This is a genomic window from Herbaspirillum sp. Sphag64, from assembly GCF_014192645.1.
Classification (GTDB): Bacteria; Pseudomonadota; Gammaproteobacteria; order Burkholderiales; family Burkholderiaceae_D; genus Herbaspirillum.
The window spans coordinates 134,374-149,124 of the sequence record NZ_JACHYE010000005.1 but is presented as its reverse complement, the minus strand read 5'-3'; the positions used below and the strand labels follow the sequence as shown (position 1 = coordinate 149,124).

Sequence of the window (14,751 nt, the reverse complement as noted above, 5' to 3'; positions counted from 1 at the left end):
TCCATCGGTGAAAATGTACCGACAACCGATAGGGGATTTCGGCAAGCGCATCATCGCCTGATGCTCAGCAAGGACCAATCCGGGCGCAACGAGGGCGATATCAAATAACAGCAAGCTCACGACACGCCAACAATCATGAAAATGGCGACGGTCGCGCATCAGTCGCCGCCGGGGCTACCCGCATCGGTTTCAACCTTATTACGATCCGTATTTGCAAGGAGGTCAACCTATGTCCACGCTGACTACCATGCCCGCAGAACTCTCTATCTCCGGACTGCTGACTGGTCATCCGATTGCCCACAACCAGATCTCGACGCAAGGCACTGTGCTGCGTACCACGCTGCGCGATGGCCTCGACATACTCGTCTGGGAAGGACATTTCCCGCAGCCGCTGACCATGCATGTGCGCGACGATTGGGGCCGGGTCCAGTTCTGCTGCGCATTGCGCGGTCGCTCGCATTATTCGTTGCATCAAGGTAGCCGGCGACGCGAGGTCGATTTGCGCGCGGGGATGAACTGCATTAGCTACACCCCCGATTCGCGTTGTCGGTCGACCCATGCGGGCACAATGGAGACGGTGGTTATTGCGGTCAGACCAGATATATTGCACGACCTGGTGCCTGAGATGGATGCCGGTCTGACTGCACAAATCGATGCCGCGCAATGCTGTCAGGTCGGTCGCAGTGACGCCCAGATGAATGCGATTGCTTATTCGCTGATGACGGCCTTGCGCAGCACGCCGCCTTCTACCTTGTGGTTGCTCGGGCAAAGCCTGGTGCTGGTGAGCCTGACACTGGCCGCGCATGAGCAGGCGGATGGTTCTGTCAGTCAGCTTAGTGAGAGCGACCGCCAAAAATTGCTACAGGCGCGCGATTATCTGCTCTCCGATCTCAGTGCCGCACCGACGATCGCCATGCTTGCCAGAGAAACCGGACTTGGTGTGCTCAAGCTCAAGCGTGGCTTTCGCGAGCTGTTCCAGCAGAGTGTGTATGGCCTGTTCCAGCAGGAGCGCATGCATGAGGCAAGGCGGCGGCTACTGGCCGGTGATGGCTCCGTCATGGTCGTCGCCAGCGATATGGGGTATGCCAATGCCAGTCACTTCGCGACGGCGTTCCAGAAACAGTTCGGGATCAGACCTTCGACGCTCAAACAACGCCGGTGAGCGAATTTGCCGCCTGCGGATGTGATCGCATGATGCCCTCGTCCATACCGATCCGGGCCTAAATAATTCCGCTACGGGTGGCAGTGAATAACCAGATGATTATCATTTGCAGGTCGGATCAGTGCCGTAACCCTGAGCTGATCGGATGCGCGGGGGGGGGGCAGCCTTCTGGTTTCACCCCGCCTCAAGTCGCGGATAGTCTATCCGCCAATCACATCCGGTGTCCCACAGACGGCATATGCAATATGCTCGTGCAGTGCCGGGCGACGCTGACGGCACCATGAGGACTCTATGTACCCCTTTATCGATGAGCAACTGCATGCCGAGCTGGCGGCTGACCTGTTCTTACTGCCAGCGCAACTGCCAGTCGAAGCCAATCTGTTGCAGCTGGGGCTGGACTCGCTGCGCATGATGGCATGGCAAAACCGACTCCGGGCACGTGGATATCCACTTAGTCTGCGTGCCTTGTACCGTGCGCCCAGTGTGGCCGGCTGGAGTCGTTTGTGTCATCAGGCGGCTGCATTGGCATTTGGCAGTCGTCAGGAACCACTTCCTGGCTTTACCGTTACCGATGCGGAGCCATCACTGCCGGATGATTTCAGTGTGCTGTTTGCGCCATTGACGTTGTCCCCTGATATCCGGCAGTCGGCGCAGCATATTGTGCGGCATGGCGCGCTGGATGCGCTGGCACATGCCATTGCGACACTGGCATTATGGCTCGGTCGTCCGGTGCGCGTCATTGAAGTCACCGCTCAACATGGCTGCAAAAATGCACGCGGACAGACTTTGCTGCAACAGTTGACGCCGCGACAGTTGTACTACATCGGTTTGATCAGTCCTTCGGACCTGCGCGTTCTGACCGCGCAGCAGGCTGACGTGATCTGTCTGCATCATGAAGACTGGCGACAGGATAGTGGTGATGTGCGCCAATTACTGGCGCTCGCGGCGCCCGGTGCGATGGTGCACCTGCTGCAGTGTTCGCCGCAGCAAGACAGCTGGCTCGATTACCTGCAGCAGCAAGGGCTGGAATGTCAGTCGGCAGAGCACTGTGGCACACAATGGCGGATTATTGCCCGCGTCAGACCGGATCTCAGGATCGCCGCTCAAGATCCGTTGCCGCCTTTGTCGGTCTTATCGCGATTGTCTGTTCAACTTCAGCCGCAATCACGATCACCATCGCAATTTCCATCGCCACCATACCAACCGCCGATCATCACACCGCCATTGGTGCTCAGGCCGGATCCGGTAAGCCGCCATCGGCCATTCGCACTGACTGACTTGCAACAGGCTTATCTGGCTGGTCGTGAGCCCGGCTTCCCGCTCAGCGGTGTTGGCGCGCATTTTTTTATCGAATTTGATGTAGATGCGCTCGATGTCGGGCGTTTCGAAGCAGCATGGAATCGACTGATTGCGCGACACGACATGTTGCGCTGCGTGGTGCGCCACGGGCGTCAGCAAGTACTGGTACTGGAGGATTTGCCACGCTTCGCGCTACAGCATCATCAACTCGATCATCTCGACGGTGTAGCAGCGGTGGCCCTGCGTGATCGCCTTGCCTATCAGGTGCGTGATCCTCGTCGTTGGCCGTTGTTCGATCTGCAGGCCGGGGTAGATGGTAGTGGGCATAGCCGACTTTACCTATGCCTCGATCATCTGATGCTCGATAGCTTGAGCATCCAGATCTTGCTGGCGGAACTGGAGCAGCTATACCTGTACCCAGAATCGGAACTGCCCGCACTGACACTGCGTTTTCGGGATTATCAGAAACAGCTTGGTCAACGCCGTCCCAGCCAGGGTTCTCTGGCGTATTGGCAGGCACGCTTGTCGACGCTACCAGCAGCCCCCCAGTTACCCTTGCGCTGTGATCCGGCGCAGGTTGCAAGGCCGCATTTCGTCAGGCTGTCGGCGACGCTACCGGCGGCACGCTGGGGCCAGTTGCAGCAACGTGCAGGCGATGCCGGTCTGACGCCTTCGGCAGTGTTGCTGGCGGCATTTTCAGCGGTGCTCTCCGGGTGGAGTCGCAGGCCTGAGCTTACGCTGAGTCTGAGTCTGTGTGACCGGCCGCAGGTAGATTCGCAACTCAATCATTTGCTGGGTAACTTTACTTCGCCGCTATTGCTGGCCTGGCAGCCTGATGGCGCTTGGCTCAGTAGCGCCTGCCAGTTACAGCGGCGCTTGCAGCAAGACCTACTGCATCGCGATGTCTCCGCGCTATGGGTGATGCGACAGCTGGCGCGACAGCATCCTGATCATGGCAGTATGCCAGTCGTGTTTACTTGTGCATTAGGAGTGCCGCAACAGGATTTTCTGTCTCCGCGATCATGTTTCCGTCCCCAATGGGGAATTTCCCAGGCGCCGCAAATCTGGCTCGATCATCAGGTCTATGAATCGCAGGGTGATTTGTGTTTCAACTGGGATGCGGTACAAGCACTGTTCGCACCAGACGTGCTGTGTGCCATGTTTGATCAATACGTGGCACTGCTGGAGCGACTGGCGCAGGATGCAGATGCCTGGCAATTGTCATTGCAAGAACTGATTGTGCCGCCGTCTCTTCCAGACCATGCGTTGGCGCTCCCGCCGTCTGCGCTAGCGGCGCCAGAAGTGGCATTGCTTGATGTCGCCGCGCAGCAGCATTCACAGTACACACTGCGTCGTTATGGTCGTACCGGTCACCTTGGTCGCGGCGGGCGTGGCAGACGTCATGTACGTAGCTGTCCCGGCGGTAACAGCCTTACACGCGGTGGAGAAAACGCATGAAACCGATGTTCTCTGTTTGTCACTGGTATCTGTTTCAGGGCGTGATCATGGCATGGCACGCGGTTCAGGCTGGCCGATCCTACTATTCTTTCGGAGTGAAGTGATGGATAGTGTCATCCACAATGGATTGAGCAGCAATGACACCAGCAAGATCGGGCAAGACCAGCAACAGGCGCTAGCCACACTGCCGTTTTGCTACGATGACGCAATTGCGGTGGTTGGGTATGCCTGCCGCTTTGCAGGAGCCGAAAATAGTCACGCGTTTTGGCAGAATCTGGTGAGCGGACGTGAATGTGGTCTGCGATCGTCGTGCGCGGAGTTGCTGGCCACTGGTGCCGATGCCCCAATCATCGATACCTCCAACTTTATCAATCTCGGAACCGCAATCCCGGACGCGGATAACTTCGACGCAGCTTTGTTTGGCTATACTGCGAGCGATGCGGCAACGCTCAATCCGCAGCAGCGGCTATTTTTGCAGATCGCTTGGCATGCTCTGGAACATGCTGGCTTTGCGCCGACTGACGTACCCCACAAGACCGGCGTATTCACCTCGGCGCAGGAAGTACGCTCTTTGCCACCAGAAGACAGGGATCATGTCGCGCCGCAGGTTGCTCGCAAGCTCAATTTGCGTGGCCCGGCAGTGTCGCTGCAGACCACCTGTTGCAGCTCTTTGGTGGCCGTACATCTGGCCTGTGAGAGTCTCCGCTCGGGCGAATCTGATATGGCCATTGCCGGCGGCGTGGACATTTCATTCCCACAGGTTGGTGATGAGTTACATCTGCCCGGCACGCTTTATTCACCCAATGGTGCAGCGGCAATCGTGTTGCGTCGTCTGGCTGATGCGCTTGATGATGGCGATCCGGTACTGGCAGTCTTGCCCTCCAGCGCAATGAACAACGATGGCGCTCAGAGGGCCGGCCATGCCGCACTCTCTGTGGCGGGACAACGAGAAGTGATCAGCATGGCGCTGGCGCAGGCAGGTATCGATAGTACTAAAATCGGATTGATCGAAGCACACGGAGCGCTCACGCCACGGGGTGATCCGATTGAGTTGCAGGCGCTATGCACCGTGTTTCACACCGCCGATGCCGGGCCACCCTGCGCGCTCGGCTCGGTCAAGGGTAATCTGGGTTTTCTCGACAGCGCCGCCGGTATCGCGGGCATGCTCAAGACCATCATGGCTGTCGAACACGGCGTGATTCCGCCTAGTCTGCATTTCGAGCAAGACAATACCTCCCAACAAATGGCCGACAGTCCTTTTTATGTGCCCACGCAGGCACATTCCTGGAACGATGCTACGCGTATCGCCGGGATTTCCGCGTTTAACATTGGTGGCACCAACTGCCATGTATTAGCCAGCTCACTGCCGCCCGCGCTCCGCCAGGCGATGACTGGTAGCAGACCATTTCCTGCAGTATCGCGTACGACGCCAAAATCATCTGCTGCGGTGCTGTTGCTCAGCACCGCCAGCGAAACTGCGTTACGGCAGTTGGCCGCCGCCTATGCACTGGCACTGGAAAAGACGAGCTCACACGATCTCGCCTATACTGCATTGCACGGACGGCAACTTGATCTTCCCTACCGACTGGCCCTATCGTTGACCACAGTGGAAGATGCCACCGCAGCGCTGGCTGGCTATGCAGGTGCGCATCCGGAACCGCTGCTATACCGCGGTCATGGGGACCCTGGGAAATTGGTCTGGGTATGCTCCGGTGAGGGTACGCAATGGGTCGGCATGGGGCAGTCGTTGTATCGTCAGTCAATGAGTTTTGCGCAGACGCTGGAGCGTTGCTTCGATGCCTGCGGTAAGGAATGCGCCAATCAGCTGCGCAAGGCCATATTTGGCTTTTCGGGCGAACAACTGGCACAACCGATATTGGCGCAGCCGGTAATCATCGCCTTTCAGATAGCGATGGCTGCCCATTGGCGGGCGCTGGGTCTGGAGCCAGAGATGGTACTGGGCCAAGGGATCGGTGAATATGCCGCGGCAGTGATTGCCGGGCATTTTTCCATTGAGCAGATCATGCCGGTGGTATGCACCCGTGCCCGCCTTTTGCAGGATTGGCAGGCCGTGCCGCATTACGTAGCCAGTCAGGCAGCGGCAGCCGTTCCGGATGATTGCGCAACGGCACGGTTCCACGAAGTGACGGCGATCTTGAGCAAAGTTTGCGCCAATCTGCATGCAGTACCTTCATCCGTGCGCATGATTTCCAGTGTAACCGGTGCCGTGGTCAGCGCAGATCAGCTTAATGCCGATGCGGGCGAACATTGGTGTCGTCACCTGCAGGAACCTGATTGTCTGGGTACGGCATTGCAGGCCGCCAGTAGCGCAGGAGCGACGGTATTTCTGGAGCTCGGCGCAGATGCCTCACTGAGTAGCATGGCTCATCAGTGCATGTGGCCCGTGCTGGCCAATCCAGATTCGCAAGCGTGCTGGATCGCGAGTGCCCGGCGCCAGCAAGTGGCAAGTGTTCAGTTAGAACAGGCCTTGCTGCAGCTCTATGTCGCCGGGTTCGATCTGCGCTGGCAAGAAATTTTGCCATCCTCTGGCCGTAAAGTGCAGGCACCACTCTATGTGTTTGATACCAATACTGCTAATGCCACTGATGCCACTAATGCTACTGATACGATGACATCTCTGGCATTAGACACATCAGTAGTCACCACCCGTCATCTGCAGCCAGCAAACAGTTCTGTGGAGCGCCGATGCAGCAGTTGACTACTTGCGCGCCAATTGCACCAGGGTGTAGATCTGTCGTGCATACAGCACATAGGCAACGTCAATCTCACTACCAGTCGGCCACTCCTCAGACCATGAGTGAGTCAGCCGCAGTCGCAACAGATGATCGTCAAGTGCGATCACCTGTGCCGCATGAAAATCCTGAAAACGCCGCACTAGTGGAAACAATGCCTTGTACAAGGCTTCCTTGGCCGAAAATAGCAGACTGGTCTGATGCAGAGGTGGCAGTGGTTGCGACAGCGACTGTGACAGTGATGCCAGCAAGCGCGCTTCTGGGGCGCTGGCGATCTGTGCCGCAATGTCGCTGGCCATACTGGTACCGGGCAAGCATTCCCTGTTTACCCCCAGCGCATACCATCTGGAACAAGTCGCGGCCACGGCGATCGCGCCAACGCGGCTGTGGCTGATGCTACCGGTCCAGCCAACAGGCCATTGCGGCAAACGGTCTGCGCCGATGGGTAGCATCTCATTTGAGATCGCATGCCCTAGTCCGGCCATCTGCAGCGCATGTGCTGCGCAGCAACGTCCGGCGATAAATTCATGCTGACGTTGCCATGCCGCCTGACTTAATGAGGGCGGCAGACAAGCTGATGTCGTTGCGCGCGAGAGGTAGCGCTGCCATTGCGCTGCCTGGTGCGGGTGTCCGAACTCAAGCACTGACAGGCCAACACCCTCACCCAGGCCGAGTGCACTGGCCAGTCGATGCGGTTGATTTTCTGAGAGCGGAATTGGTACGTCGGGTGAGGGCAGTGGTGCCTTCTGGTCAGGATAGGTCATGGTGCCAATTCTGAAGTGTTCATGTTGCTTGAACAACTTAAAAACAGACTTCGCCGACGGGATCCTGGCAGGTGTCTGTGCATGCCATCACATTCTTGCCCAGACTACTTCTATTACCAGGGAATTGGCTGGCCCTGATAGTCAACAAATTGCGCACCGCTGACCGGTTCCAGCTCTTGTAGTACGCGTAGCATACCGGCCACCGATTGGTCCGGCTCTAGCAAATGCTCCACATTCGCCTGAAACGGCGCTGACAGACGCGAATTCACTGTCCCCGGCTGCAGTGCGACCAACATCAGCTGCGGTTGTTTTCTCTGCAGCTCCAGTGCAGCCGTCTGTAGCAACATGTTCATCGCCGCCTTGGAGGCACGATAACCATACCAGCCGCCCTTGCGGTTATCGCCAATGCTGCCCACACGCGCCGACAGCTTGGCATAGAGTGAGCGTCCCGGCGCCAGCAAGGGAGCAAAATGCTTGAGTACCAATGCCGGTCCGATGGTGTTGATTTCAAATGCACGGAGCAGATGCGCATGTTGCAGTCCTGCCAGTGATTTCTCAGGACCGATCCCATCGATGTAGAGCGTACCGGTGGCATCCACGATGATGTCGTAAGGACCGTCAGCGCGCACACGATCGGCATGGGCGGCAATACTGAGCGGGTCTGCCAGATCAAAGCATGGGATCGTACCGTCAGCAGCAGGCCCGAGTGAGCGGGATACACTGGCTTGCTGCAGGCAAAGCGGGTCGGCGTTGAACGCTGCCAGCCAGGCGGCACCGATTGCACCACCACTGCCAATGACCAATGCCTTGTATGGCTGTGTGAGATTTTTTTTACTCATATTTACTCCTGGTGTTGTTGGGTCGCATGAGGGCGCGCCACGACAATGTCAGTCCTCGCCTGTTTCCATTGGGAAATATTGTTTGAAAACTTCTATCATAGGCGTTTAATTTGTAGGCTGTAGCCGCCATTGAGGGGAGTCGAGCTGCTTAGTCCTGTCTTTTTCTTTACCGGACATTGCCCTTCTGCTAGATTCTGGCGTCTACGCCTGTTGGGTTGTACCTGACGCAATCAACGTGATTACGACTCGCGTTGTCCAGTATGATTTGAACGGCGGGTATTGAGCAGCGAGTCTCGGGCGGATAAGCTGATGTTTTCGGCGGTGTCAAAAACAAGAAAATGTGGAAAGAAAAGGGAAGTATATGAAGAATAAATTGATCCTTTCTCTGCTGCTGATGGTGGCTTGCCAGGCCAGGGCAGTGGTACTGATTACCGATAATGAAGCGCACCTGCCACCGGCGGCGGTTGTGCAGACGCGTGGTATTACGCGCGGTCCGGGAATTGCGCTGGTATCCCCGGCCAGTGGGCAAAGTATCAAGTCGCCGTTTGATCTGAAGATCAATTTCGAGGAGCGGGGCGGCGTCAAGATTGATCCTACCAGCGTTTCGGTGACCTATCTGCGCGCACCAGTGGTGGATCTGACATCGCGCCTGCGTCCGGTTGTCAGTGCCAATGGTATCGTCCTGAATCAGGCTGAGGTACCGCCCGGCGATCATCAGATCAGTATCCGGGTCAAGGATGCAGAGGGACGCGAATCCCATACCATCATCGACCTTAAGGTTGCGCCCTGAGATGCAATGCCCCTATTGCCAGTCAAACATTCCCGAGAGCGCGTTGAGCTGTTCTTTCTGCACCAAGGATCTTTACCTGTTTAAACCTTTGCTGCAAAAAATCGCCAGTCTGGAGGAATCTTCGGTACCGAAGCAGGCGCTGGCAGAGCTGGAGCAAAAGGTCGCAAGGCTCGAACAATTGCTGGAGCAGGGCCTGCACTCGCCGGCGCTGGCAGAGCAGCCGTCTGAATTATCTGAGGTGACCACTGGCACTGCCATTGGTCTTGCGGCATGGGTGTTGCGGACGCTGCGCATGCTGGGACGTTATCTATTGTTGCCGCTTGCGCTGCTGCTGTTGTCGCATTACTTGATGGATATCGTCTTTGACACGCATGTGTTGTATCTACGGCTGGTGAGTCTGGCTGTGCCGTTGCCATTTGGTCTGCTGGTGATGCGTGAGCGCCACGCTGGTTTTCGTCACTGGGCTGTGCTGAGCGCCTTGATGGCACTGGGAGCTGTGTTCGCGATGAGCTTTGATACCAGTCTGTTTGATCACACCAGCGTATTGCCGCAGTCGCGTCTGGAGCTCAGAGAGTTCATTGAATTTTCCTTCAGTATCTGGGGCAGCTACCTGGCGGGCATGATGCTGGGCTATTTTGTCCATCCCCATCGAACCGTGCATCCACAGCACTTCAGCTACAAGCTGGTACAGATGGTCAAGAAAACAGATATGTCCCCAGAGGATATTCAAAAACGTGCCGAAAATCTGCAGGGCTTCTTTGGCACCATTGTTTCGCTGGGGACATCGGCACTGGCGATCTATACAGGTCTGAAAAGTGTGATCGGCAATTGAGATCCGGTATTCCTGAATCAGTGTATTGACAATGTACGAACCTCCGTGCGGCTTCAACGGACTGCGCGGCGACAATCGAAAGGTTTGCGATCATGCGCAGAACGATGACTAAGCTGTTTTTTTTGATATGCCTTACAGGTTGCTCCAGCCTTGCATTTGCGCAAACGGACGAGGTCTCTGGCAACTACGCCAAGCTTAGTCCCGACGAAATCAAGGCCGCAAGAGCTGCATTGGCTGAGCCAACGCCAGCCGGCGCACTGAGCAGCAGCCTGCTCGATTTCTTTCTACGCAAGGAAAATCTGGCCCGCAAGCTGGGCGATAATCAGGCATTGATTGCCATGTATCGCGAATGGCTATCGGTATTGCCAGAGTCTTTTCATTACAACGGATTTGCCAACGAACTGTATGCTGCAGGACAAATTGACGAGGCGCTGTCAATGCGCAGGGAGTCCATTGCACGTCAAAAAAACAGAGTCATGTCAGCTTTTTATCGGCTCAATTACGCCACTGAGCTCTTCACGCTCGGGCGCTATGATGAGGCCAAGAAGACTCTGGAATCCCTGATTGGCGAGTTCGATGGGCTCAAAAGTTTTCTCGATAATAATCGCAACCAGAACGGCCGAGTGAACGATCAGGTGACGCTCAAACGCACGCAGGCCGGCGCGCTCAAGTTGCAGAGCACCATGGACGTGCGTGAAGGTAAATTCAAGGAAGCCGTAGAACATGCTGCACAGGCAGTCGTGTTTGCACGTGACGCCTACAAGGACTCTCAGGGGCTGTCCAAGCTGGGGGAAGATCGGGAGATGCTGACCGCACAGACGCTGGCCGGTTGTTTGCGCACGCAGGCCAACGCCTTGCGCTCAGCTGGCCGTTTCAGCGATGCCGAAGCTTCGCTACGGGAGTTTCTAAAGTTCACCAGCGCGGTCAAGTTGCCGCCTTCGGTACTGGCCGGTCTGTACACCACTGCCGGCAGTCTGCGCTTTGACCTGCGTGAATTCCCACAGGCCGAGCGCTATTACCGTAGCGCCGACAGGGCGGCCGAGACCCAGGCGCTTGCGCCGGATAGCCCTGATCGTATCAACTACGGATATTCTATTGTCGCCGCGATGGAGGGGCAGCAGCGCTGGCAGGACGCATTGGTGGAACTCAAACGCATCGATGCGCTTACCCCCAGTATCGATCCTCTCAAGCAACGTAATTTTGTACTGGAGCGCGGCTATGCCTATTTGCACCAGCCGGCACTGAATGCGCAAGCAGCGCAATTGTTCGCAAAGCTGAGTGCGGATGCCCATCTGCGCTATCCCGAACACCATTTCTTTGCGGCACAGGCGGACGGCTTGCTGGGACTGGCATTGTGGCAGTCTGACAAAACCGAGGACAAGGCGCGCGCTGTCGCCCTGCTCAAGGGAAGCGTACGCGACTACATGCTGCCGGAAAATCTGGATCTGGAAACCGCCGGATTGCGCAAGGATATCCGTGAGCTGGTATTTGCCAACTATCTGGAGGCGATGTTTGCGACACATGAAGAACAAGCCGTAGACGCGATGGCACCGGCGGACTGGATTCGCGGTGGCATGGTGCAGGAAGCATTGAGTGATGCAGCGGTGCGTTCGGCGGCCGGTGAGCCGGGTCTGGCTGATCTGGTGCGCAAGGATCAGGATGCAAAAAACGAAATCGAATCATTACGCAAATTCCTCGCCGGAGACGTTGGTACTGTCAGTCTTGCTTCGCCGGAGATCGTCAGTCAGTTGCATCAGCGGATCAATACGCTGGATGGCGAGCGCCAGAAGTGGCAGCAAGAGATCAAGAAGCGCTTTCCTGACTATGATCGTCTGGTGCATCCGGTACCCCCTGCAGTCCCGGATATCCGCGCTGCCTTGCGTGCCGATGAAGCCTTGCTGATGTTGCTGCCAACGCCCAATGCGGTCTATGTATGGGCGGTTGCAAGTGACGGCAAGGAGGCCGCCTATCGTGTTGCCCTGTCGCAGGAGCAATTGGATAAGCAGATCAAGGCGATACGCGCCACGCTGGATCTGGCGGATATGGACGACCGTTTGCGCCCGTTCAATGCTGCTGCCAGCAGTGCGCTGTATCAATCTTTGCTGGGGCCGGCGCAGGCCGTGATCAATGGGCGGGCACATCTGATTGTGGCACCCGGTGGCATGCTGGGACAGATTCCGTTTGCGGTATTGCTGACCAAGCCGACAACCCAAGTAACAGCCGATGCACCTTGGCTGATCCGCCAGTCAGCGCTGACGCAGATACCGAGCCTGAGCGCCTGGTTGGCGGTCAAGAAATTTGCGCAGGCGCCCTCGGCAGCGGAACCGCTGGCCGGTTGGGGTGATCCCGAGTTCGGTAGTGGCAAGACTTTGGCTGCTACTACTGGAGCGACGGGCGTCAACCGTGGCGTCATCCATACCAGAGCCGCGCAGGACGGCAATCAAGCGCAGAACCAAAATCAGGACGATGGCAGCGATAGTTTCAATTACGCCGATATCCCGGCGCTGCCCGATACGCGCGACGAGTTGCAGGCAATTGCGAAGGCGGTGCATGCCAATCCAGAGCGTGATTTGCATCTTGGTGCGCAGGCGACCAAGCTCAGTGTGTTGCACAGCAGTGCCGATGGCGAATTGCAAAAGAAGCGCGTGATCGTGTTTGCGACCCATGGTCTGGTCGCAGGGGATCTGCCCAATCTGAACCAGCCAGCCCTGGCCTTAGCGAACATCCAGAAGACCGGTGAGAGCCCCTTGACGTCGCTGCTGACTCTCGATGAGGTCTTGCAGCTCAAACTCAATGCAGACTGGGTAGTCCTCTCAGCCTGCAATACCTCGGCCGCAGATGGCAAGGGTGAGGAGGCCATGAGCGGGCTGGCCCGTGGTTTTTTCTATGCCGGTAGCCGTAGTTTGCTGGTGACCTATTGGTCGGTTGACAGTGAAAGCGCCAAGGAGCTGACCACCGCAACCTTCACCTATCACACCGCCAATCCGACGGCGCGGAAGGCCGAAAGTCTGCGTCAGGCGATGTTGCAGGTAATGGGACACAGTGAGCATGTGCACCCGGCTTTCTGGGCACCCTATGCGCTGGTGGGAGATGGCGAGTGACAATGCAGAGAAAGTGGTGCGCATGATGGCGGAGGGGCGGCAACTCTTTCACGCACTCGTGCGACGCTTGGCAATGCTTGATGGCAGGGTGTTTCATATTGCGCTGGCGGTGCTGCTGGGTGTTGGTATCGTACTCAGCTATGGCTTGCATCAGGAGCAGCATATGAAGGGCTCCATCTATGACTGGATGACCCGGCATCGTTTTCATACGCCGCAGCCAGATCCTGAGGTCGTGATTCTCGATATTGACGAAAAGAGTCTGGCATTGCTCAGTAGCGAGTTTGGCCTGTGGCCCTGGCCAAGGGATGTGCTGGGCGCGGTGTTGGCAGAGCTGGAAGCGCAGCAGGCACAGGCAGTGGTGTTCGATATTTTGTTTTCTGATCCGGACAAAAAAAATCCGGTCAGTGAGCAGGCATTTTCAGACGTCATCGCCAGCAGCAAGCGGAGTTTCTTTTCGGTGTTGCGGCTCAATCCCGACAACGATGACAAGAGTCAGATCAGGGCCAGCGACATGCCTGGACTGATTCAGCCACAGCCAGGCGAATCCCCATCTCCGGCACGTACCTTCGCGCTGGTGCCGCCGTATTTTGCGACCGCTGTGGCGACTGGGCGATTGGGTACGCTCAATATCCAGCCGGACAGTGATGGCGTGATCCGACGCTATCATTTGTGGGAAGACATCGACGGCTGGCGGATTCCCTCTCTGCCACAACGTCTGGCCAACGATTTGGGTTGGCCCCAACAGGCGCATGAAAATCAGTTATTGCAATGGATGGATAAGCCGCTGGCACATCGCCGTATTAGTTTTGCTGATCTTTATCAGGATAGCCAGAAGAAAAACAAGCGTCGGCCACGCGATGAATTCAAGGGCAAGATTGTCGTCATCGGTGCTACTGCCGCCAGCCTGTTTGATGTCAAGGGCTCCCCCTTGTCTTTCGTACATCCGGGTGTCGATGTGCTGGCCACGGCCATCGATAATCTCAAGAATCAGCAATTTCTCAGAGAGATTCCAGTTTGGGTGCAGTTGCCGGTCGTGTTTGGCCTGCTGCTGCTGATGGTGTGCCTGTCACTGCATTATTCACGCGAACAGCTGGAATTTGCTTTTCTGGTGGCACCAGCCATTCTGTTGCTGATCGCCTATCTGAGTATGAATACGCTGTATACCTTCGTTGACCTGTCGATGTCAGCGTCGGTAGCACTGATCTATTTCACGGTAGCCAAACTCTATAGCGTTCTGATGCGGCAATACTGGAGCGGTGAGGCACCTTTTGGCATCAAAATGGATGCTGGCAAGACGTATCGCGTGATCTGCCTTGCGGCCATCATGGGACGGCCGCAAGGTGTGCTCGGACTCGAAATGCGCTTTTTGCGGCTGATCAGTCGCTATGCCAGTCACGCCAAGGGCAGCATTGGCTTGGGTAAGGGAATCGGTTGGCTGCAGCCGGCGCTCAACAAGATCTTGATTGCGACCTGGGTTTGTCCGGTTGATGATGCGCAGGCGCTCGACAGGATGCATGTTGAAGCGACCGCGCTGCGTGAGAAAATTGCTGAGGAATTCGCTTCTCAGCAGTTACCACAGCCATCGCTACTTGAGCGCACCATGTTTGTCGACAGCGTAGCGACCGATACCGAAGCATCCTTGCGCAGTATGATCCTTGATAGTGTGCAGGCACTCACGACGACACACCAACAGGATCAGCAGGCATCAATGAACGACGCATTACATCATCAAGGTAGCTGAAAGGAACAGCAT

General features: G+C 56.7%; 9 protein-coding genes. 7 read left to right on the top strand and 2 right to left on the bottom strand.

The features are described from left to right. The first annotated feature begins 229 nt into the window (after window positions 1–229). From FHW66_RS10720 to FHW66_RS10710, 3 genes are all read left to right on the top strand, one after another. Window positions 230–1,162 carry an AraC family transcriptional regulator gene (locus tag FHW66_RS10720; protein ID WP_183379783.1) on the top strand — a complete coding sequence of 311 codons (933 nt, stop codon included), beginning with the start codon at window positions 230–232 and terminating at the stop codon, window positions 1,160–1,162. Window positions 1,163–1,453: 291 nt separating this feature from the next. Beyond that, complete coding sequence (locus FHW66_RS10715) at window positions 1,454–3,919, top strand: condensation domain-containing protein (protein ID WP_255458922.1); 2,466 nt, start codon at window positions 1,454–1,456, stop codon at window positions 3,917–3,919. Window positions 3,920–4,022: 103 nt separating this feature from the next. Then, on the top strand, window positions 4,023–6,638 hold the full coding sequence (locus FHW66_RS10710) for a type I polyketide synthase (protein ID WP_183379782.1): 2,616 nt from the start codon (window positions 4,023–4,025) through the stop codon (window positions 6,636–6,638). On the opposite strand, the gene FHW66_RS10705 is transcribed toward FHW66_RS10710, so the two are convergent. Together FHW66_RS10705 and FHW66_RS10700 are read right to left on the bottom strand one after the other, a co-directional pair. Further along, window positions 6,639–7,436 (bottom strand): 4'-phosphopantetheinyl transferase, encoded by a 798-nt coding sequence (locus FHW66_RS10705; RefSeq protein WP_183379781.1) that lies wholly within the window; start codon window positions 7,434–7,436, stop codon window positions 6,639–6,641. A gap of 113 nt (window positions 7,437–7,549) precedes the next feature. Continuing rightward, a complete protein-coding gene (locus FHW66_RS10700; protein WP_183379780.1) occupies window positions 7,550–8,275 on the bottom strand; it encodes an SDR family NAD(P)-dependent oxidoreductase in 726 nt (241 codons plus the stop codon). Window positions 8,276–8,636: 361 nt separating this feature from the next. Here FHW66_RS10700 and FHW66_RS10695 point away from each other — a divergent pair, with 361 nt between their 5' ends. From FHW66_RS10695 to FHW66_RS10680, 4 genes are all read left to right on the top strand, one after another. After that, a complete protein-coding gene (locus tag FHW66_RS10695; protein WP_183379779.1) occupies window positions 8,637–9,065 on the top strand; it encodes a hypothetical protein in 429 nt (142 codons plus the stop codon). Window positions 9,066–9,108: 43 nt separating this feature from the next. Further along, entirely contained in the window at window positions 9,109–9,897 is a 789-nt protein-coding gene (locus FHW66_RS10690; RefSeq protein ID WP_183379778.1) for a hypothetical protein, read from the top strand. 104 nt (window positions 9,898–10,001) lie between these two features. After that, window positions 10,002–12,998 carry a CHAT domain-containing protein gene (locus tag FHW66_RS10685; protein ID WP_183379777.1) on the top strand — a complete coding sequence of 999 codons (2,997 nt, stop codon included), beginning with the start codon at window positions 10,002–10,004 and terminating at the stop codon, window positions 12,996–12,998. Next, a complete protein-coding gene (locus FHW66_RS10680; protein WP_183379776.1) occupies window positions 12,988–14,739 on the top strand; it encodes a CHASE2 domain-containing protein in 1,752 nt (583 codons plus the stop codon). Before FHW66_RS10685 ends, FHW66_RS10680 begins: the two co-directional genes overlap by 11 nt. Window positions 14,740–14,751 lie beyond the last annotated feature (12 nt).

Excerpts from the sequence above, each read along its gene's own strand:
- FHW66_RS10705 (WP_183379781.1), bottom strand. The coding sequence starts at position 7,436 with ATGACCTATCCTGACCAGAAGGCACCACTGCCCTCACCCGACGTACCA.
- FHW66_RS10720 (WP_183379783.1), top strand. The coding sequence starts at position 230 with ATGTCCACGCTGACTACCATGCCCGCAGAACTCTCTATCTCCGGACTG.
- FHW66_RS10695 (WP_183379779.1), top strand. The coding sequence starts at position 8,637 with ATGAAGAATAAATTGATCCTTTCTCTGCTGCTGATGGTGGCTTGCCAG.
- FHW66_RS10700 (WP_183379780.1), bottom strand. The coding sequence starts at position 8,275 with ATGAGTAAAAAAAATCTCACACAGCCATACAAGGCATTGGTCATTGGC.
- FHW66_RS10680 (WP_183379776.1), top strand. The coding sequence starts at position 12,988 with ATGGCGAGTGACAATGCAGAGAAAGTGGTGCGCATGATGGCGGAGGGG.
- FHW66_RS10710 (WP_183379782.1), top strand. The coding sequence starts at position 4,023 with ATGGATAGTGTCATCCACAATGGATTGAGCAGCAATGACACCAGCAAG.
- FHW66_RS10715 (WP_255458922.1), top strand. The coding sequence starts at position 1,454 with ATGTACCCCTTTATCGATGAGCAACTGCATGCCGAGCTGGCGGCTGAC.
- FHW66_RS10685 (WP_183379777.1), top strand. The coding sequence starts at position 10,002 with ATGACTAAGCTGTTTTTTTTGATATGCCTTACAGGTTGCTCCAGCCTT.